Consider the following 18393-nt stretch of genomic DNA (forward strand, 5'->3'; position numbering starts at 1 on the left):
CGAAGTCGTAGAGCACCTTCGCGACCTGCAGACCGCCGACCTCAACACGCTCAGTCATGAAATGACTCACCTTCCGCTATCGGAGCACCGGACGGGTGCCATGAACCGCGACCAATGTTACCCGCTGGTAGGGATGCGGTGTGGCAGATGTCCGGCGGCTTCTCGATCGGGCGGAGGGTGAGGTGAGGTCAGGCCTTCTCGCCGGTCGACGGCTCCAGGGGCTGCGCTTCCGGCTCGCTGGGAGTGTTGATCTCGGCGTCGATCCGGTGCAGATCGCCCGCGGCCTCTGCGGCGCTGAGACGCGAACGGCGCCAGGCGACGACCAGCAGTCCGGCCCACACCGCCACGAGAGCGGCGTAGCCGAGGACGGCGACGGCCCCCGTCACGTCGAACGTCTTGAACAGCTTCTGCGCGTTGGTGATGATGATGATGCCGCCGACACCGGTGCCCAGCAGGGTCGCAGGCACCCGGCTGACGAGCCACGCGGCGACCGGTGCGGCGATGATTCCGCCGAGCGCCAGACCCGCAATGATCGGGATGTTGTCGAAGAAGTCGCTGCCGAGCCCGAAGATGAATCCGATGCTGGCCGCGGCGGACACCAGGAACTCCGACGCGCTGACCGAGCCGATGACGGTGCGCGGCGCGGTCTTGCCGCGCGAGAGCAGCGTGCTGGTGGTGATCGGTCCCCAGCCGCCGCCACCGCTCGCGTCGATGAATCCACCGAACAGTCCGAGCGGTGAGAGGAACTTCGCCGTGTGCGGCGACGTCCGGGCGTCGTTGACGGCGGGAGGGCGGATCGAGAAGCGGAGGAGGACGTAGACGCCGATTGCCAGCAGGATCGTGGATGTCACGGGGACGGCGGCGGCTGTCGACAACTGCGACAACACCGTCGCGCCGAGGAATGCGCCGATGGCGCCGGGAACGCCCAGGCGAAGGACGAGCGGCCAGTCGATGTTGCGGAACCGCCAGTGCGACGCGCCGGAGGCGAGCGTGGTGCCTACCTCGGCGAAGTGCACGGCTGCGCTGGCGTGGGCAGGCCCGACGCCGCTGAACACGAGCAGGGTGGTCGCAGTCACGCCGAACGCCATGCCGAGGGCGCCGTCGACCAGCTGGGCACCCACGCCGACCAGCGTGAAAATCAAGAGCTTGAACATCGAGACTCCGACCGAGAGAGCGAACCGTCAGGACAGCAATGACCAGCGAGCAGGCTGGTCAGCAACATCCCTGGTCGAAGGCATGGCCTCGGCGGGAGGGCCAGAAGGGCATGAGGGCGAGCGAGGCCGCGGGGCCTGCCTGCGCGCTCGTGCCGTTCACTCGAACTCCCGAATCTCTCGTCGTGTGCACGGCTGTCCGCGCACAGGGTTCGACATTAGCGGCAGGGGTGGGCGCGTGTCATCTTCACACGCGCCCGACCGCTCACAGTTTTCGCGCAGAGATCTCGAAGCCCGCGTCGCGCAGCCGAGTAACCAGCACGTCGCCGAGCGCCGTCGCCGGAGTGAGGACGCCCGCCGCGTCCGGCAGCGCGGCGCCGCCGAGGACGAGACTCAACGCGGATTCGCCGAGCATCACTGCGGTGGCGCGGTAGCCGGGGTCACCTTTCGCCTTCACCCGCGACGTGTAGTGCGCGCCCGTGGTGGTGGTCGTGTACACGTCGACGGTGAAGTGGCCGTTGCGTTGCGCCTCCTCGCTGGGACCGTCGCCCGGTGAGGGCAGGACGCGGTCGAGGACGTACCGGGTGGGCGGGAGGGCCATGCCGGCGATCAGCGCGCCGAGGCCGGCCGTCACCGCACCCGCGATCACCGGCGTGATCGGGGAACTGCCGACACTCATGACCTCGCGGTACTTGAATTCCCGGCCGTACGCCCAGTCGCGGAGCGCGTTGCTCCGCCGCACGACCCGCGTGTTGTAGGGGCCCATGAAGAACGGTGCCTTCCAACCCTTGACGCCGGGCGCGATGGTCTTGCCGTCGACCACGCCCATGTCGGTCTGCTTGCCGAGATCGGGTTCCTTCGACCGGTCGGGGCTCAGCGAGTACGGAGAGGCCGCGAGACGGCGCGACGCCGCGTCCTTCTTGGACACGTCCACCTGAGTGCGCAGCGAATCGATCGTGCCGCCGCTGACGCCGCCGCGCAGCGACGTGACCACCAGGGTGGTGTCGGTGAGTTCGCCGGCGCCGTCCTCCCGGACCTTCGCGTGCAGGACGTGCACCCCGAGGTCGGACGGGATGGAGTCGAAACCGCAGGAGTGGACGATCCGGGCGCCGGTCTCGCGGGCCCGTTCGTGGTTGGCGTCGATGCTCTCGCGGGCGAACAGCACCTCCCCGGTGAGGTCGACGTAGTCGGTGCCCGCCTCGGCGCAGGCGGCGGCGAGTGCGTGTCCGTACTTGGCGTAGGGCCCGACCGTCGTCGCGACCACGCGGGTGCGTCCCGCCAGGGCGGCGAGCGACGCGGCGTCGTCGGAGTTCGCGACGATGACGGGCCAGTCTGCCGCGCGCGGACCGAGCGAGGACCGCACCGCCTCCAGTTTGGCGGCGGTCCGTCCCGCGAGCGCGATCCGGACACCGTCCGGGGCGTGCTGAGCGAGATAGTCGGCGAGCAGTTTGCCGACGAAGCCGGTGGCCCCGTAGACGACGAGATCCAATTCACGCGTGTTGTCTGTCATGGCACGACCCTACTCGTCGGTAGGGAAGGGTGGGGTCAGAGTCCGGCACCGCCGGGGCGGGTCGGTGCGAGGGGTGTCCGGGTGCGGACCCGCAGCACGACGTAACCGGCCCACGACGTGACGACGCCCAGCGCCACGAGTGTTTGGATCGCTCCCGCGGCGGATTCCGGGTAGACCACGCCGGTGAGGTAGTGGGAGATGAACCCGGACGAGGGGAGCGGGTCCTGCCCGGCGCGGACCCGGGCCCAGCTCTCCAGATGCGTCAGCGGGCAGTCGATGCCGACGATCAGGCCGGTGAATCCCCAGGCGACCGCGGCCAGGTGGAGGGCGATGGTCCGCGGCCACCGCCAGGCGAGAAAGCCACCGCACACGACGTAGAGGATGAAGATCAGGTGTGCGACGACCGTCGCGCCGGCGACGACCTCGTAGAAGACCACGCTCCCCATCGATGCACCCCTGACCTTCGAAGTGTCCCCCCAAACGCCATCGTAGGCGCGGTCTGCCGGGTTCACGGGGTAACGGGCTCGGCGGCGGGATCAGGCCGAGCCGCGCGCCTCGTCCTTGACCACCAGGATCGGAATGTCGACCTCGAGCAGGAGCCGCTGCAGCCAACGTTCCAGGAGGAACTTGCCGACCGGGGACATGCGCCGGGTGCCCACGACGAGCAGGTCCGCGCCGCTGCTGTCGACCAGCGCGCGCAGTGCGCTCACCTGATCGCCGTCGTGTTCGCTGGTGCGCAGTTCCCACGACGACTCGCCGACCCCGCCACTCTCGAGCGTCGCCTGGATCTCGGCGCGCAGAGCGGACCGGTCGGACTCGGCATCCTGACCGGGGTCGTCGTCGAGGACGTGGAGGACTAGTAGCTGTTCCCGTCGTTGCACAGCCTCGCGGGCGGCGTGGACGATGGCCGCCCGGCCTTCCGGGCTGTCTCGGTGGACAACGGCTATCGCCATGAAGCGCCTCCATATTCAGGGATCGGTACCACGTCCATTATCCCCGTGCCGGAGAGTGCTCCTGCTGTGTCGATGCTCTCGAACGGGGAGCCGCGTGGTGCCCGATCACCAGGGTGAGGGCTCGTAGTCCTTCAGGAAGCAGCCGTGCAGATCGACGCCCTGCTCGCCCTGGACGATGGGGTCGTAGACGCGGGCGGCGCCGTCGACGAGGTCGAGGGGGGCATGGAAACCCTCGTCTGCCAGGCGCATCTTGGTGTAGTGCGGCCGCTCGTCCGTGATCCACCCGGTGTCCACCGCTGTCATGAGGATGCCGTCCTCGAGCATCTCCTTCGCGCTGGTGCGCGTGAGCATGTTCAGGGCGGCCTTCGCCATGTTGGTGTGCGGATGCCCCGGACCCTTGTAGGCGCGGCTGAACTGGCCCTCCATCGCGGAGACGTTCACCACGTACTTGCGGCGGGCACCTGCCGCCGACATCGCGGGACGCAGCCGGGAGACGAGGATGAACGGGGCGACCGAATTGCACAACTGCACTTCGAGCAGCTCGATCGGGTCGACTTCCTCGACCGTCTGGACCCAGCTGTTCGTGTGCGCGAGATCGGGCAGCAGACCGCCGGCGTCGATCGCGAGACCCTGGTCGATCCGGTCGGGAGACGCCGACTTCGCGACCAGCGCGAGCGAACTCACCGCGTCGGGGGACAGCGCGGCGCCCGCCATCACGGACACGTCGGACAGCGACCCGGCGAGCGCCGCCGGGTGGGCGTCGCTCGTCTTGCCGAACGTCAGGACGTCGGGAAGGTCGCCGGAGGGAAGTGCACCGGATTCGGCGTCCGCCAGCGCGCTGTAGGCGCCGGGCGAGCGTCGCACCGTCTGCGCGGCATTGTTGATCAGGATGTCCAGCGGGCCCTGGGCGGCGACGGAGTCGGCGAGCGCGACGACCTGCGCCGGGTCGCGCAGATCGATGCCGACCACGCGCAGGCGGTGGATCCACTCGCTGCTGTCCTCCATCGCCTTGAAGCGGCGGATGGCGTCGTTGGGGAAGCGGGTCGTGATGGTGGTGTGGGCGCCGTCGCGCAGCAACCGCAGGGCGATGTACATGCCGATCTTGGCGCGACCACCGGTCAGCAGCGCGCGGCGTCCGGTGAGGTCGGCGCGCGCGTCCCTCTTGGCCCGGCTCTTCGCCGCGCACTCGGGGCACAACTGGTGGTAGAACGCGTCGACCCGGGTGTAGCGCTGCTTGCAGATGTAGCACGGGCGGGGCCGGATCAGGGTGCCCGCGGACGCGCCGTCGGCGTTCGACGTCAGCAGAATGCCCGCGGTCTCGTCGTCGATCCGGTCGGGGGAACCCGTCGCGGTGGCGGCGACGACCTTGCGGTCGGCCTCGGAGACGGCGTCGCGGGCCGCGATGCGCCTGCGCTTTTTCAGCTTCTTGAAAAGGTGACCGACAGCACGCTGGACCGTGACGGAATCGGGATCCGCGTCGTCGAGGTCTGCGGCCAGATCGAGAACTTTCAGGCAGATCTCCAGATCCGCCGGATCGATCGTCGTTGTTTCGCCCATCGAACTTCGCCCTCTCACGAAGAAAGCCCCGGTTCAGTGAACCGGGGCTTTTTCGTCTGTCTCAACTCAGAGTGTCCGAGGGGGGACTTGAACCCCCACGTCCGTTAATAGGACACTAGCACCTCAAGCTAGCGCGTCTGCCATTCCGCCACTCGGACTTGCCTGCCCCCATTTCCTGGGTGCTGCAAAAGATTAACCGATGAACCGCCACGGCCCAAATCGCCCCTCTCACCTGAGCGTTTCCGCCTGACCGGTGGTAGGAAAGTGGAGTGCCAACTACACAGGAAACCCCAGGCCAGGGTCGCGCCGAAGCCGAGGTCGTGGATCTCGTCAGTTCACTGATCCGCTTCGACACGTCCAACACCGGAGAGCTCGCGACGACGAAGGGCGAGCGCGAGTGTGCGGAGTGGGTGGCGTCCCAGCTGCAGGAAGTGGGCTACGAGACCGAATATGTGGAGTCGGGCGCACCGGGCCGCGGCAACGTCTTCGCGCGGCTGAAGGGTTCGGACCCCGACCGCGGCGCACTGTTGCTGCACGGTCACCTCGACGTCGTCCCCGCCGAACCGGCAGACTGGCGCGTCCACCCGTTCGCCGGAGCCGTCGAGGACGGTTACGTGTGGGGTCGCGGCGCGGTCGACATGAAGGACATGGTCGGGATGATCCTGGCGGTCGCCCGCCAGTTCAAGGCGGAGGGCATCGTTCCTCCCCGCGACCTCGTGTTCGCGTTCGTCGCCGACGAGGAGGCCGGCGGCAAGTACGGCTGCCAGTGGCTGGTCGAGAATCGTCCCGATCTGTTCGAGGGGGTCACGGAAGCCGTCGGCGAGGTCGGCGGGTTCTCCCTGACCGTCGCCCGCCCGGACGGCACCGACCGCAGGCTCTATCTCGTCGAGACCGCGGAAAAGGGTCTCGGATGGATGCGGCTGACCGCGAAGGGCCGGGCCGGGCACGGTTCGTTCCTGCACGGCGACAACGCCGTCACCATCCTGGCGCAGGCGGTCGCCCGGCTGGGGGCGCACACATTCCCGTTGGTCATCTCCGATTCGGTGGCCGAATTCCTCCAAGTGGCCGGGGAGGAGACCGGACTCGACTTCGACCCGACGTCGCCCGACCTCGACGGCACCCTCGCGAAACTCGGCACCATCGCCAACATCCTCGGTGCCACGCTCCGCGACACCGCGAACCCGACGATGCTGTCCGCCGGCTACAAGGCCAACGTCATCCCGCAGACGGCGGAGGCCGTCGTCGACTGCCGGATCCTGCCCGGCAGGCAGGCCGAGTTCGAGGCGACGGTCGACGAGCTCATCGGACCGGACGTCCAGCGCGAATGGATCACGAAGCTCGACTCCTACGAGACCACGTTCGACGGGCACCTGGTCGACGCCATGAACGACGCCATCCTCGCGCACGACCCCGGCGCGAGGACCGTGCCGTACATGCTGTCGGGAGGAACCGACGCCAAGGCGTTCGCGAAGCTCGGCATCCGGTGCTTCGGATTCGCACCGCTGCAATTGCCCGCCGACCTGGATTTCAGCGCGCTGTTCCACGGCGTCGACGAACGGGTACCCGTGGACGCACTACTGTTCGGTACACGCGTGCTGGAACATTTTCTGCTCCACAGCTGATCGAAAACCGATACGCGACACGAGAGGAACCGCATGTCACACGACCCGTACGAGGCCCTTCCCGACCTGCCGAGTTTCGAGCTGACCTCCACCGACGTCACTGACGGGCAGCCGCTGAGCAAGGAACAGGTCAGCGGAATCTTCGGCGCCGGCGGCTACGACAACTCACCCCAGCTGTCGTGGTCGGGGTTCCCCGCCGAGACCAAGAGCTTCGCGGTGACGGTGTACGACCCCGACGCGCCGACGGCATCCGGGTTCTGGCACTGGGCGGTCGCCAACATCCCGGTCGACACGACCACGCTGGTGAGCGGCGCGGGCGACGACGACGGCACCGGGCTCCCGGCCGGTGCGATCACGCTGAAGAACGACGCCGGACTGAGTCGTTTCCTCGGCGCCGCCCCGCCGGCAGGTCACGGGCCGCACCGCTACATCTTCGTGGTCCACGCGGTCGACGTGGAGACCCTCGACGGGGTCACGGCCGACTCGACGCCCGCGTTCCTGGGGTTCAACCTGTTCTCCCACGCCATCGCCCGCGCGAAGATCCAGGGGACGTACGAGCAGTAACTCCGGTGGTTCCGGAAGACACGGGTGGCCGGCGAATCCTCGGGATTCGCCGGCCACCGGTCTCGGTGCGGGTTCCGTCAGCGCACGGCGCCGGCGCCGACCGCATCGGCGATCGAGGAGTGGCCGGCCTCGCGCACCTTCCGGGCCAGCCCCTTGTGGATGCGGCGAGCCCAGAACGGGCCGCCGTAGATGAAGCCGGTGTACCCCTGCACGAGGGACGCCCCGGCGAGGATGCGTTCCCACGCCTGGTCGACCGTCTCGATGCCGCCGACGGAGATCAGCACCAGACGATCCCCGACCCGCGCGTGCAGGCGGCGCAGGACCTCGAGGGATCGTTCCGCGACCGGAGGTCCGGACAATCCGCCCGCGCCGATCGCGGTCACCTCGTCATCCGGGGTGTTCAGCCCGTCCCGGCGGATGGTGGTATTGGTCGCGACGATGCCGGCGAGGCCGAGTTCGAGGGCGAGATCCGCGACCGCGTCGACGTCGTCGTCGGACAGGTCCGGTGCGATTTTCACCAGCACCGGGACGGTCACGGTGTCGAGAACCGCACGCAGCAGCGGCCGGAGAGATTCGACGGCCTGCAGGTCGCGCAGTCCCGGGGTGTTCGGCGAGCTGACGTTGACCACCATGAAATCGGCGAGCGGGCCGAGCAGTTGCGCGCTCGCCGTGTAATCGGCGGGGGCGTCCGCGGCGTCGACGATCTTGGTCTTGCCGATGTTCGCGCCGATCGGGACACCGGCCCGGCGCTGACGCAGGTGATTGGCCGCGTTGCCTGCGCCGTGGTTGTTGAACCCCATCCGGTTGATCAGGGCGCGGTCCGCGGGCAGCCGGAACAGGCGGGGAGCCGGGTTGCCGGGCTGCGCCTGGGCGGTGACGGTGCCCACCTCGGCGAACCCGAATCCGAGAGGACCCCAGGCGTCGACGCCGGTGGCGTCCTTGTCGAACCCGGCGGCCAGCCCGAGCGGCGCCGGGAAGTCGAGTCCGAACACGGTGTTCCGCAGAATCGGATCGTCCACCACGAGAACCCTGCCGACGAGTGGGCGCAGCGGCGAGAACCGCGTGACCAGGCGCATCGCAGCGAAGGCCAGGTGATGAATCCGCTCCGGAGGAAGGCGGAACATCACCTGTAAGAGCAGGTGGTACAAGGAGGTCTCCCTAGATTGCGGGGTCGGGGACATGGTGAGCGGTCTTCCTTCGTTTGAGCAGTACCCGGCGGCTTCCGTCGGAGTACAGGCGGACCCGCGACAGCTCCCAGCCGCCGAATTCCGCCTGGAGGGCCAAGCGCATCGATGCGCTGACGCGGGTGACGTCGGGTGGCAGCCGAAGCGGCACGTACTCGTAGTCCTCGGATTCGATCTCCCACCCGGAGGGGAGTCGACGTGAATGCGATGCCATCTACGAACTCCTCGTCGGGATCTGCTGCAAGCCGTCTCCCGTCGCGGAACCGATCAGGAGGTCACCGTTCACGGTATCCACAGTGACAGAATTCGGCTGCCGGACGGTGGGATACCGGGCTGTTTCCACGCCGACACCGCTGGACAGGTCGAATCCGACCACCTCGTTGGTTCCGGTCAGCGTGACCCATGCCCGGTCGGCGGTGTCGTCGTAGGCGACGGCGTACGGGGCGAGTCCGGCCGGGAACCGCTGGCGGAGCATCAGCGTGTCGGTGGTGTAGGCGAGCAGTTCGTCGCCGGTGGTGTCGGTGACGAGGATCCGCCCGTAGTGGTCGGTGGTGAGTTGCGTCGCGCCTTCGCCGGCGCGCAGCGCGACGCCGAGCGCGGAACCGGGGACGTCGACGGCGGTGACGGACGTCTGCCCGCGGTCGAGGGCGGTCAGCGAGTCGCCGACGACGGCCAGCCCGTCGACGGAGGTGAGGCCGTCGATCACCTGTGACTCGTTCGTCTCGGTGTTCACGATGTGAATCTCGCCATTGCCCAGACCCATCGCCAGCCGGCCGTCGGACAACTGCGCGACCGAACGGACATCGCCGTCGGCGGGGACGAACGTCACCTCACCCGTGCGCAGGTCGAGCCGTCCCACCTGCGTATTCATCGCGAGAAGGGCCACACCGCCGGGAGCCAGGGACACTTGGGCGACGGCCCCGTCCAGCGGGATCGTCCGCGGAGCCGCCGTGAAATCGCCGGCCGGGAACAGCAGGATCTCGTTGCCTTCGCCGCTGAGGACGACGGTCGTGCGGGTCTCGGGGTCGAAAGTGGTCGACTCGATCGGCAGGCCGACGGGGTGGACGACACCCGCGGGCGCGGTGCCCTGCGCCGGGGACTGCGCGGCGGTCGCGGGCGCGATCGTGATCGCCTGATCCTCATCGGAGTTCGACGAACAACCCGTGACCAGTAGAAATGCCGCTCCGATACACGAGGCGACGACGCGCGCTCCCGGTCTACCCATCTGCTGCTCCTCGGGGTTCTCTCAACGACCTACACCTGCACAACTGTCCACTAGCATCCCTGATCCGCGAAACGCCCACGAATGCGGTCGGTGCCGAGCGGGTGCCGAGGCGATACCGTGAGAACCATCGACCCCGCGCCCGGTGGTCTCCCGACCGCCGGCCCAGGTCATCGAGGAGCAGACCGTGGAAACACCCGAAACGCCGACGTTCACCGTCGAAGACATCTCGGTCGGACCGCACGCGCACGGCTTCGGCCGGACCGCCGAAGGTAACTCCTACGCATTCCGCGTGCGCAAGAGCACGATGCACGTCGAGGTGTACCGCGCCGACGTCGAAACCGAGGTCCCGGACCCGGACGACATCGTGGCGTCCGCGCGGCGCTCGGTCCGGGAGATCGACCTGACCGACGAGCGCAGCATCGTCGCCGTCGTGCGGGACGCCGTGTCCCATCCCGATTTCCTGGCGGCGGGGTCGCCCGATTCCCGGATGGCGAGTACGGAGGACGGCATTACCGTTCGTGCTGTCCTCAGCCGTCTGGGCGCGGTTATCGACGGACTGTGACCGCCGGCCACTAGCGGTGGTCGCGGCGGGGGAGGACGAGAGTCGCGCCGGTCACCGGGTGCGCGATGACCTCGACGGGGTGCCCGTACACCCGGGTCAGCAAGTCCTCGGACAGGACGTCTCCGGGCGGCCCGTCGGCGGCGATCCGGCCCTGCTCGAGGACCACGATCCGGTCCGCGTACGCGGCGGCGAGCGCGAGGTCGTGGAGGACGACCACCACCGCCGTGCCCTGTTCCGCGCGGGAGCGCGCGAGGCGCATCACCGTCTCCTGATGGCCGAGGTCGAGGGCGGCGGTGGGCTCGTCCAGCAGGATCGTCTCGGTGCGCTGCGCCAGGACCCGGGCCAGCGCCACGCGGGCGCGCTCGCCACCCGACAGCGCGGTGAACGGACGTTCGGCGAATGCCGCGACGTCACAGATCCGCATGGCCTCGGCGATCGCTGCGGTGTCGTCGTCGGTGCGGGGTGTGCGCGCCCACGGGGATCGGCCCATCGTGATCACCTGGCGTGCGGTGAACGAGAATCCGACCGTGTTCTGCTGGGGGAGGACCGCACGCCGCTGGGCCATGTCGAGTGCCGTCCACTCGCCGAGGTCCCGGTCGTCGAGTTGCACGCTGCCCGCGTGCACGTCCTGATCACCGGACAGCGCCGCGAGGAGGGTCGACTTGCCTGCCCCGTTGGGGCCGACGAGAACGAGGACCTCCCCGATCCGCACGTCCACGGACACGTTTTCGAGCACAGGTCTGCCACCGCGGGTGACGGCGATGCCGTCGGCGCGCAGCGTCACGGCCCCAGAGGGCCGCGGCGGGGGCACCGGATCGGTTCGCCGGAACAGGTTCTGCTCGAGGGCCTCGCCGACGCGCGTGCGGAACGACGGACTCATGCCCACCCGCCCTGACTGGCCCGGGTGCGGCGCAGCAACCAGAAGAAGAAGGGCCCCCCGACGAGGGCCGTCAGCATGCCGAGGGGGAGGTCCGCGTTGGCCACGAGCGACCGGGCGCCCAGGTCGGCGAGCAGCAGCACGAGGGAACCGCACAGGGCGCTCGCCGGAATCAGGGCCCGGTGACCCGGGCCGACGGCGATCCGCATCAGGTGCGGGACCACCAGTCCGACGAACAGGATGATGCCGGTGAACGCCACGCTGGACGAGACGAGCAGGGCGACGATCAGCACCGCGATCTGACGCAGCCGTTCGACGTCGAGGCCGAGGTGACGTGCCGCGTTCTCGCCGAGCGAGAGCAGGTCGAGTTTCCCGGCGATCATCATCGTGGCCGCGATCCCGGCGACCGTCATCGGGGCTGCCACCGCGACCGCGCCCCAGGTGGCCCCGTTGAGGCTGCCCAGTTGCCAGAAGACGATCTGATCGCGCGCCGCGGGGGACGCGACGAACGTGAAGAACGCGATGAGGCCGCCGGCGAACGCGTTGACCGCGACGCCGGTCAGGACGAGGGTGACGACCTCGGTCCGGCCCTCGTGCCGGGCCAGGAGATACACGGCGACGGTGGTGACCAGTCCGGCGACGAAGGCGGCCGCGGCCACCGTCCACCCGGCCGCGAACGCGCCGCCGACGACGATCGCGGCGCTGGCACCGACCGCGGCACCTGCGGACACCCCGATGACGCCGGGTTCGGCGAGCGGGTTGGCGAACACACCCTGCAGCAACGCTCCCGCACATCCGAGTGCCGCCCCCACCAGGATGGCGAGGATCACCCGCGGGAACCGGACCTCCCACAGCGTCACCTCACCGCTGGGGTGCGCGGGCATCGGCCCGAGATCCAGCCCGATGCGGTGCAGGATGCTGCCGACGACCTCCCCGGGGCCGGTCGGCACCTGACCGATGCAGGCCGAGAACACGGCGGCGACGGCGAGGGCGATCAGCAGACCGCCGAGGACGGCACCGGTCCGGGTGCGTGACGAGGGCTTGGAAGGAGCGTCGAGGTCTTCGACCGTCATGGAGTGGCGGCCGGGTAGACGGCGTCGGCCAGGGCGCCGAGGACGCGACCCGTGTTGGGGCCGAAACTCAGCAGCACCCCGTCCTGCATGTCCACGACCCGCTGGTTCCGGCCCGCCGGCGTCTGCGCCACGCCGGGGATCCTCTCCAGGCCGTCGATCCCGCCGATCGATTCGAGCCCACCGGTCATCATGAGGAGCACGTCGGGGGCGGCGGCGATCGATGCCTCGCTGGTGATCGGGGCGAACTGCTGGGTGATCCCCGAGGCGGTACCGGCGTCGACGGCGCCGAGCGCGTCGATCAGGGAATCGGCACCCGATCCCGGGCCGCCGATCATGGTGATCGCGGTGCCGCGCAGATAGAGGAACGCGATCTTCAGCGGATTCTCGCCCTGGGGGGCGCGACTGCGGGCCGCCGCGATCTCGCTCTCCGTGCGGGCCGCGAGTTCCCGGCCCTGCTCGGGCACCCCGAGCGCATTCGCCACCGCGGTGATCTGGCCGGGCACACCGTCGAGGGTGCGTGTCGGATCGAAATAGACGACCGGCACCCCGGCGGCCCGCAACTGGTCCTGCACCGCCTGCGGTCCGATGCTGGTGTCGGTGAGGATCACCGTCGGCGCCAGGTCGAGGATGGCCTCGGCGTTGAGGGATTGGCCGCCCGGTGTGACCACCGGCACGTCCTGGGCAGCCGGGAACTCGGACGCGATGTCCCGGCCCACAACGTTGTCGCCGAGCCCGAGCGCGAACACCGTCTCGGTGAGCGTTCCGTAGCGGTCCGCGGTCACGATCCGGCTCGCGTCCGTGATCGTCACGTCCACCCCGTCGAAGCTGCGGACCGTGACGGGCAGCGCCGGTGTCGCCGAGGACGCGAGAGGCTCCGGATTCAGGTCGTCGAGGACCGCCGTGCGCGCGCCGCCCGTGCCGCCCGCGCTGTCGCCGGAACTGCACGCCGACACTGCCACCGCGGCCACCAGGAGCAGGACGAGAACGGTGAACAGCGACCTGTCCGCGCGGGCCCGGAACATCGATTTCATCGTGCGCGATACCGGTCGATGTCGGCTTCGAGGTCGGCGAACAGGGCGCCGTTGAGGCGGTACGCGAGGTTGACCTCGTCGATCACCCGCTGCTGGTCCTCCGGAGACAGCGGCGCGGCGTCCAGTTTCGCCCGGTAGGTGTCCTTGAAGACCTTCGGTTTCGGGATGTCGTCGAAGATGTAGAACTGCAGGCCGTCGGTGCTGTACCCATAGGCGCGTTCGAGCATGCGCCGGATGATCTGCCCACCGGACAGGTCGCCCATGTACCGGATGTAGTGGTGCGCAACGAAACCGGCGGGCGATTCGTACGCCACCTCGCGGAGCCGTTCCACGTACCGGGTGGTGGCGGGCAGCGCGGAGACGGTGTCCCGCCACGACGGCCCGCGCAGGAATGCGAGATCCGCTTCCAGTGACGGAACCCGCAACAGCTCGTCGTGGAGAAACGGCGACACGACGGGGCTGCCGGTGTGGGTGCGCCCGGCGTCCTCGAGTTCGCGGTAGACGAGGTACGTCTGCGCGAGCAGTTCGGCGTAGCCGTCCGAGGTGAGTTCGCCGGCGAGCAGGGCCCCGACGAAGCGGGACTGCTCGGTCTCCCGGTGAGCGGCGTCCGTGCCCGCCTTGATGCGCTCGGCGAAGCCGACGGTTCCGCGGTCGGCCGCGTCGGCCTCGTTCAGCGTGGTCATGGACTCTCCTGCGGATCTACGGACGTCGGCCGGTGGGCACCAGGTTAGCCTGCCCTGCACGTGAACTGCAGGTGCACGTCCGCCGGCTCCCGCGCGCTACGCACTGACGTCGTCGAGCGCCGCCGCGATCGCGGCAGGCAATTCCAGCTCCTCGGCGACGAGCACTCCGGTCAGCTGGGCGATATCCCTGGCCCCGACGACCGCGCTCGCGACGCCGGGACGGTCGCGCGCCCAGGCGAGTGCGACCGCCAGCGGGGACGTGCCGAGACCGTCGGCGGCGGTCACGACCGCATCGACCACCCGCACGGAGGAGTCGGTGAGGTAGCTCTGGACGTCCTGCGCGTGCGCTTCGTCGGCACCGCGGGAATCGACGGGGATGCCGTTGCGGTATTTGCCGGTCAGCACCCCGCGGGCCAGCGGCACGGCCGCGAACACCCCGACGCCGTGATGGGCGGCGGCCGGAACGAGTTCCTCTTCGACGCCCCGGGCGAGGAGCGAGTACTCCACCTGGGTGGCGACGAGCGTGGTGCCCCGGGACGCGCCTGCCGCGGTGGCCAGCTGCCACCCCAGGTAGCCCCTCGCCCCGACATACCGGACCCGGCCGCTCGACACCGCGAAATCGAGTGTGGCGGCGATCTCGTCGACCGGCGTGAACGGATCCCACGTGGCGACCTGCCACATGTCCAGGTAGTCGGTACCGAGCTCGCGCAGGGTCGCGTCGAGCTGGGCGACGAGTCCCCGCCGCGAGCAGTCGATTCGCGAGGGTCCCGCCGGGTTGATGCCCGAACTCGAGCTCAGGACCAGTTCCGTGCGCGGCACCACGTCGTCGAGCAGTTCCGCCAGGATCCGCTGCGCCGCACCGTCGCCGTACGCGGGTGAGGTGTCGACGAGTGTTCCGCCCGCATCGACGAACGCCGCGATCTGCGCGGCGGCCTCGTCGCCGTCGGTGTCCCGACCCCAGGTGAGCGTGCCCAGGCCGAGACGTGACACTCGCAACCCGCTTGCTCCGACCGATCTCTGTTCCATAACCGCCTGCGTCTCGTACCGTAGCTGCAACCCGGGCCTCGGCCCGACGATGCTGGTGCCCCCCGGGAACGGCCACCACAGGAGCAGAGTAGTGGGGTTCCGCGTGGCAGGGGTCCTGCCACGCCGGATTCTGCCGGAGCACACCCACCCCGGTACCGTGGCGCCGGTGAATTACGAACGCGACATGGGAAATTGGCGTCAGAGCGGCACATTCGGCCTCGGGACCGGTGAGTGATGGGCGAGGCGATGACCTGGCTCCAGGCGATTGTCCTCGGTGCCGTCCAGGGATTGACCGAGTTCCTGCCCATCTCCTCGTCCGGCCATCTCCGGATCGTGTCGGAGGTCTTCTTCGGTGACGACGCCGGTGCCTCGTTCACCGCCGTCACCCAGCTCGGCACCGAAGCCGCGGTGCTCATCTACTTCGCCCGCGACATCGGACGGATCATCGCCGGCTGGTTCCGGGGACTGTTCCACGCCGAGCATCGCAGTGATCTCGATTACCGGATGGGCTGGTATGTGATCATCGGCACGATCCCGGTGGGTGTGCTCGGGTTCCTGTTCAAGGACCAGATCCGCACCGGCGCCCGCAACCTGTGGCTGATTGCCACCATGCTGATCGTGTTCGCGTTCGTCATCGCGGCCGCCGAGTACTACGGGCGGAAAGTGCGTCCCGTCGAGGACCTGCGCGCAAAGGACGGCATCATCATGGGTTCGGCCCAGGCACTCGCCCTGATCCCGGGGGTCTCGCGGTCGGGCGGCACGATCAGCGCCGGCCTCTTCCTCGGACTCACCCGTGAAGCCGCGGCCCGCTATTCGTTCCTCCTCGCCATCCCCGCGGTCGTCGCGTCCGGGCTGTTCAGCCTGCCGGACGCGTTCGAACCGGCCGGTGAGGGTCTCAACGCGAGCGGCCCGCAGCTCCTCGTCGCGACCGCGATCGCCTTCGCCATCGGCTACGCGTCGATCGCGTGGCTGCTGCGTTTCGTCGTCGACCACTCCATGTACTGGTTCGTCGGCTACCGCATCATCCTCGGCGTCATCGTCCTGTCGCTTCTCGCGACCGGCGTCGTGTCGGCCACCTGAGATCGGGCGGTCGGGGAGTGCGCGACACTAGGCTGGGCCAATGACAGTTGTGCTGCTGCGCCACGGGCGGTCGACCTCGAACACTGCACACACGCTTGCCGGCCGGTCACCGGGAGTCGAACTCGACGACCGCGGCCGCGAGCAGGCGCAGGCGATCGTGGCCCGGCTCGCGGACGTGGTGATCGAAGAGATCGTGCACTCACCGCTTGTGCGGTGCGAGCAGACGGTGGAACCGCTCGCCCGGGCACGGGGCCTGACCCCGGTGGTGGAACACCGGCTGGTCGAGGTCGACTACGGCGAGTGGACGGGTCGGGAGCTGAAGGTCCTGCTCGAGGAGCCGCTGTGGAAGATCGTGCAGCAGCACGCGTCCGCCGCCGTGTTCCCCGGCGGCGAAGGGCTCGCCCAGGTGCAGGCGCGGGCCGTCGCCGCGGTCCGGGAGCACGACGCCCGGCTCGCGGAACTCCACGGCCGCGACGTCGTGTGGGTGGCCTGCTCGCACGGCGACGTCATCAAGTCCGTCCTCGCGGACGCCCTCGGTGCGCACCTCGACGGATTCCAGCGGATCGTCGCGGAACCCGCCTCCATCAGCGTGGTCCGGTACACCGCCACCCGCCCCTACGTGCTGAAGATGAACGACACCGGGGCCGATCTGTCGGGGGTGAACGTGCCCCCGGCGTCGGGAGACGGCGCCCGGGCCGAAGTATCCGGATCGGTGCCCGGCGGGGAGGTCCGGTTGTGATGATTGGGCGGACACCGCCGGTAGCGATTAGGCGGACCCCGCCGGTATCGATTGACGGATAATGAACGCAGCATGCTGCGAGGAACAGTCCGAGACGGAACAACGAGTGGGCAGCGCCGCAGTAGGGCCCGGCTCCAGCTGAAGGAGGTGCAATGTCACGCGCAATTCACGTATTCCGCACTCCTGACCGATTCATTGCCGGGACGGTGGGTGAACCCGGCGACAGGTCGTTCTATCTCCAGGCCGTACACGAGGCGCGAGTGATCAGCGTCCTGCTGGAGAAACAGCAGGTACAGGTACTGGCCGACCGGATGGGACTTCTCCTCGAGGAAGTGCACCGCAGGTTCGGCACGGACGTACCCCCGGAAGGGGCCGAACTCGACGACGCCAGCCCACTCGTCACCCCGATCGACGCCGAGTTCCGCGTCGGGACGATGGGCCTCGGCTGGGACGCGGACGCCGGAGCCGTCGTCGTGGAACTGCTCGCCGTCAGCGAGACGGAATTCGACGAGTCCGTGGTCCTCGACGACTCCGAGGACGGACCGGACGCCGTGCGCGTGTTCCTCACCCCGCTGCAGGCGAGGGACTTCTCCCTGCGGTCCGAACGGGTCATCGCCGCCGGTCGCGCACCGTGCCCGCTGTGCGGCGAGCCGCTCGCCCCGGAGGGGCACATCTGCATCCGCACCAACGGGTACCGCCGCGGCCAGAGCTTCGGACTGACCCCGGAAATGGACGAGGAGGACTGACGGTTGCCTGCCGAGGAGTCCGATCCCCTGGAGTCCGGCGAGCTGACCCTCATCGGCCAGATCACCCACGCCAGTAACGCCACCCTGGTCTGCGACGCGGTCGCGGGTGAGAACACCGTTCGCTGCGTGTACAAGCCGGTCCGCGGGGAACGCCCGCTGTGGGATTTCCCGGACGGCACGCTCGCCGGACGCGAGGTCGCGTCGTATCTCGTGTCCGAGCAACTCGGGTGGGGTGTGATTCCCCGCACTCTGCTGCGGGACGGTCCGTTCGGCCCGGGGATGGTGCAGCGGTGGATCGACACCCCCGACCGGCACGCCGACGACACCGGCGGTCTCGACCTGGTCGACATCTGCGCCCCCGACGCCGTCCCCGAGGGGTGGTTCGAGATCCTGCGCGCCACCGACATGGACGGCGAACCGGTCGCGCTGATCCATGCGGACGATCCGCGGCTGCAGCGGATGGCCGTCCTCGACGTGCTGATCAACAACGCCGACCGCAAGGGCGGCCACGCGCTCGAGGGTCTCGACGGTTCCGTCTACGGCGTCGACCACGGCATCTGCCTGCACACGGAGAACAAACTGCGGACCGTGCTGTGGGGGTGGGCCGGGACGGAGGTGCCGGGCGCCCTCGTCGTCGACATCGCCGAACTCATCTCCTCGCTCGAGGGCGACTTCGGTGCGCGGCTCGGCGAGCACATCACGTCCGACGAGGTCGCCGCGCTGTACGAGCGCGCCGTGGATCTGCTCGCCGCACCGGTGATGCCCCGGCCGAACGGTCACCGGCCCATCCCGTGGCCCGCGTTCTGAGCG

General features: G+C 69.3%; 20 protein-coding genes and 1 tRNA gene. 7 read left to right on the forward strand and 14 right to left on the reverse strand.

Translation table 11 applies throughout. The annotated features are described in order from the left end of the window. Nucleotides 1-188: 188 nt before the first annotated feature. The 6 genes from MLGJGCBP_RS16740 to MLGJGCBP_RS16765 all read right to left on the reverse strand — a co-directional run bounded on the left by MLGJGCBP_RS16740 (nt 189) and on the right by MLGJGCBP_RS16765 (nt 5329). A complete protein-coding gene (locus MLGJGCBP_RS16740) occupies nt 189-1154 on the reverse strand; it encodes a sulfite exporter TauE/SafE family protein (protein WP_160097021.1) in 966 nt (321 codons plus the stop codon). A 262-nt stretch (nt 1155-1416) separates the two neighbouring features. Beyond that, nucleotides 1417-2661, reverse strand: coding sequence for a saccharopine dehydrogenase family protein (locus MLGJGCBP_RS16745; RefSeq protein ID WP_160097023.1), 1245 nt, complete (start codon nt 2659-2661; stop codon nt 1417-1419). Between the two features lie 35 nt (nt 2662-2696). Further along, complete coding sequence (locus tag MLGJGCBP_RS16750; protein WP_160097025.1) at nt 2697-3107, reverse strand: DUF2784 domain-containing protein; 411 nt, start codon at nt 3105-3107, stop codon at nt 2697-2699. Nucleotides 3108-3197: 90 nt separating this feature from the next. Continuing rightward, nucleotides 3198-3614, reverse strand: a complete 417-nt coding sequence (locus MLGJGCBP_RS16755) for a universal stress protein (protein WP_087557020.1) — start codon at nt 3612-3614, stop codon at nt 3198-3200. A 105-nt stretch (nt 3615-3719) separates the two neighbouring features. Then, the gene (locus tag MLGJGCBP_RS16760; protein ID WP_087557019.1) at nt 3720-5171 is read right to left on the reverse strand and encodes an SDR family oxidoreductase; all 1452 of its coding nucleotides are present in this window, start codon (nt 5169-5171) and stop codon (nt 3720-3722) included. A 72-nt stretch (nt 5172-5243) separates the two neighbouring features. Beyond that, a tRNA-Leu gene (locus MLGJGCBP_RS16765) sits at nt 5244-5329 on the reverse strand. A 111-nt stretch (nt 5330-5440) separates the two neighbouring features. On the opposite strand from MLGJGCBP_RS16765, the gene MLGJGCBP_RS16770 reads away from it, so the two are divergent. Together MLGJGCBP_RS16770 and MLGJGCBP_RS16775 are read left to right on the forward strand one after the other, a co-directional pair. Then, nucleotides 5441-6793, forward strand: coding sequence for a M20/M25/M40 family metallo-hydrolase (locus tag MLGJGCBP_RS16770; RefSeq protein WP_160097027.1), 1353 nt, complete (start codon nt 5441-5443; stop codon nt 6791-6793). Nucleotides 6794-6826: 33 nt separating this feature from the next. Then, nucleotides 6827-7357 (forward strand): YbhB/YbcL family Raf kinase inhibitor-like protein, encoded by a 531-nt coding sequence (locus MLGJGCBP_RS16775; RefSeq protein WP_160097029.1) that lies wholly within the window; start codon nt 6827-6829, stop codon nt 7355-7357. 77 nt (nt 7358-7434) lie between these two features. Here the strand turns inward: MLGJGCBP_RS16775 and MLGJGCBP_RS16780 are convergent, their stop codons facing one another. The 3 genes from MLGJGCBP_RS16780 to MLGJGCBP_RS16790 are packed head-to-tail and all read right to left on the reverse strand — an operon-like array spanning nt 7435 to nt 9766. Next, nucleotides 7435-8505 carry a quinone-dependent dihydroorotate dehydrogenase gene (locus MLGJGCBP_RS16780; protein ID WP_160097031.1) on the reverse strand — a complete coding sequence of 357 codons (1071 nt, stop codon included), beginning with the start codon at nt 8503-8505 and terminating at the stop codon, nt 7435-7437. 10 nt (nt 8506-8515) lie between these two features. Then, nucleotides 8516-8755, reverse strand: a complete 240-nt coding sequence (locus tag MLGJGCBP_RS16785; protein ID WP_087557015.1) for a DUF5703 family protein — start codon at nt 8753-8755, stop codon at nt 8516-8518. After that, nucleotides 8756-9766 (reverse strand): hypothetical protein, encoded by a 1011-nt coding sequence (locus tag MLGJGCBP_RS16790; protein ID WP_087557014.1) that lies wholly within the window; start codon nt 9764-9766, stop codon nt 8756-8758. It abuts the gene before it with no gap. A gap of 184 nt (nt 9767-9950) precedes the next feature. Between MLGJGCBP_RS16790 and MLGJGCBP_RS16795 the strand changes: the two genes are divergently transcribed. Continuing rightward, nucleotides 9951-10328 (forward strand): hypothetical protein, encoded by a 378-nt coding sequence (locus MLGJGCBP_RS16795; protein ID WP_160097033.1) that lies wholly within the window; start codon nt 9951-9953, stop codon nt 10326-10328. Nucleotides 10329-10338: 10 nt separating this feature from the next. Here MLGJGCBP_RS16795 and MLGJGCBP_RS16800 read toward each other — a convergent pair whose 3' ends face one another. From MLGJGCBP_RS16800 to MLGJGCBP_RS16820, 5 genes are all read right to left on the reverse strand, one after another. Continuing rightward, complete coding sequence (locus MLGJGCBP_RS16800; protein ID WP_160097035.1) at nt 10339-11208, reverse strand: heme ABC transporter ATP-binding protein; 870 nt, start codon at nt 11206-11208, stop codon at nt 10339-10341. Further along, entirely contained in the window at nt 11205-12278 is a 1074-nt protein-coding gene (locus MLGJGCBP_RS16805) for a FecCD family ABC transporter permease (protein ID WP_160097036.1), read from the reverse strand. Before MLGJGCBP_RS16805 ends, MLGJGCBP_RS16800 begins: the two co-directional genes overlap by 4 nt. Beyond that, nucleotides 12275-13309: a heme/hemin ABC transporter substrate-binding protein gene (locus tag MLGJGCBP_RS16810; protein WP_160097037.1), complete on the reverse strand. Its 1035-nt coding sequence runs from the start codon at nt 13307-13309 to the stop codon at nt 12275-12277. The genes MLGJGCBP_RS16805 and MLGJGCBP_RS16810 overlap by 4 nt, the downstream gene beginning before the upstream one ends. Continuing rightward, nucleotides 13306-13992: a biliverdin-producing heme oxygenase gene (locus MLGJGCBP_RS16815; protein ID WP_160097039.1), complete on the reverse strand. Its 687-nt coding sequence runs from the start codon at nt 13990-13992 to the stop codon at nt 13306-13308. Before MLGJGCBP_RS16815 ends, MLGJGCBP_RS16810 begins: the two co-directional genes overlap by 4 nt. A 96-nt stretch (nt 13993-14088) precedes the next feature. Continuing rightward, complete coding sequence (locus tag MLGJGCBP_RS16820; RefSeq protein ID WP_087557010.1) at nt 14089-15018, reverse strand: aldo/keto reductase; 930 nt, start codon at nt 15016-15018, stop codon at nt 14089-14091. A gap of 234 nt (nt 15019-15252) precedes the next feature. On the opposite strand from MLGJGCBP_RS16820, the gene MLGJGCBP_RS16825 reads away from it, so the two are divergent. From MLGJGCBP_RS16825 to MLGJGCBP_RS16840, 4 genes are all read left to right on the forward strand, one after another. Next, on the forward strand, nt 15253-16098 hold the full coding sequence (locus MLGJGCBP_RS16825; RefSeq protein ID WP_072941787.1) for an undecaprenyl-diphosphate phosphatase: 846 nt from the start codon (nt 15253-15255) through the stop codon (nt 16096-16098). Between the two features lie 40 nt (nt 16099-16138). Next, nucleotides 16139-16837, forward strand: a complete 699-nt coding sequence (locus MLGJGCBP_RS16830; protein WP_087557008.1) for a histidine phosphatase family protein — start codon at nt 16139-16141, stop codon at nt 16835-16837. Nucleotides 16838-16989: 152 nt separating this feature from the next. Next, nucleotides 16990-17583 carry a DUF3090 domain-containing protein gene (locus MLGJGCBP_RS16835; protein WP_087557007.1) on the forward strand — a complete coding sequence of 198 codons (594 nt, stop codon included), beginning with the start codon at nt 16990-16992 and terminating at the stop codon, nt 17581-17583. A gap of 3 nt (nt 17584-17586) precedes the next feature. Next, on the forward strand, nt 17587-18390 hold the full coding sequence (locus MLGJGCBP_RS16840; protein ID WP_087557006.1) for an SCO1664 family protein: 804 nt from the start codon (nt 17587-17589) through the stop codon (nt 18388-18390). The last annotated feature ends 3 nt before the right edge of the window (nt 18391-18393 follow it).

It is taken from the genome of Rhodococcus sp. T7 (assembly GCF_009872365.1).
Lineage (GTDB): Bacteria > Actinomycetota > Actinomycetes > Mycobacteriales > Mycobacteriaceae > Rhodococcus_F.

Coding starts and splice junctions, on each gene's coding strand:
- MLGJGCBP_RS16825 (WP_072941787.1), top strand. CDS start 15,253: ATGGGCGAGGCGATGACCTGGCTCCAGGCGATTGTCCTCGGTGCCGTC.
- MLGJGCBP_RS16740 (WP_160097021.1), bottom strand. CDS start 1,154: ATGTTCAAGCTCTTGATTTTCACGCTGGTCGGCGTGGGTGCCCAGCTG.
- MLGJGCBP_RS16750 (WP_160097025.1), bottom strand. CDS start 3,107: ATGGGGAGCGTGGTCTTCTACGAGGTCGTCGCCGGCGCGACGGTCGTC.
- MLGJGCBP_RS16800 (WP_160097035.1), bottom strand. CDS start 11,208: ATGAGTCCGTCGTTCCGCACGCGCGTCGGCGAGGCCCTCGAGCAGAAC.
- MLGJGCBP_RS16810 (WP_160097037.1), bottom strand. CDS start 13,309: ATGAAATCGATGTTCCGGGCCCGCGCGGACAGGTCGCTGTTCACCGTT.
- MLGJGCBP_RS16805 (WP_160097036.1), bottom strand. CDS start 12,278: ATGACGGTCGAAGACCTCGACGCTCCTTCCAAGCCCTCGTCACGCACC.
- MLGJGCBP_RS16755 (WP_087557020.1), bottom strand. CDS start 3,614: ATGGCGATAGCCGTTGTCCACCGAGACAGCCCGGAAGGCCGGGCGGCC.
- MLGJGCBP_RS16815 (WP_160097039.1), bottom strand. CDS start 13,992: ATGACCACGCTGAACGAGGCCGACGCGGCCGACCGCGGAACCGTCGGC.
- MLGJGCBP_RS16775 (WP_160097029.1), top strand. CDS start 6,827: ATGTCACACGACCCGTACGAGGCCCTTCCCGACCTGCCGAGTTTCGAG.
- MLGJGCBP_RS16785 (WP_087557015.1), bottom strand. CDS start 8,755: ATGGCATCGCATTCACGTCGACTCCCCTCCGGGTGGGAGATCGAATCC.
- MLGJGCBP_RS16820 (WP_087557010.1), bottom strand. CDS start 15,018: ATGGAACAGAGATCGGTCGGAGCAAGCGGGTTGCGAGTGTCACGTCTC.
- MLGJGCBP_RS16830 (WP_087557008.1), top strand. CDS start 16,139: ATGACAGTTGTGCTGCTGCGCCACGGGCGGTCGACCTCGAACACTGCA.
- MLGJGCBP_RS16790 (WP_087557014.1), bottom strand. CDS start 9,766: ATGGGTAGACCGGGAGCGCGCGTCGTCGCCTCGTGTATCGGAGCGGCA.
- MLGJGCBP_RS16835 (WP_087557007.1), top strand. CDS start 16,990: ATGTCACGCGCAATTCACGTATTCCGCACTCCTGACCGATTCATTGCC.
- MLGJGCBP_RS16745 (WP_160097023.1), bottom strand. CDS start 2,661: ATGACAGACAACACGCGTGAATTGGATCTCGTCGTCTACGGGGCCACC.
- MLGJGCBP_RS16760 (WP_087557019.1), bottom strand. CDS start 5,171: ATGGGCGAAACAACGACGATCGATCCGGCGGATCTGGAGATCTGCCTG.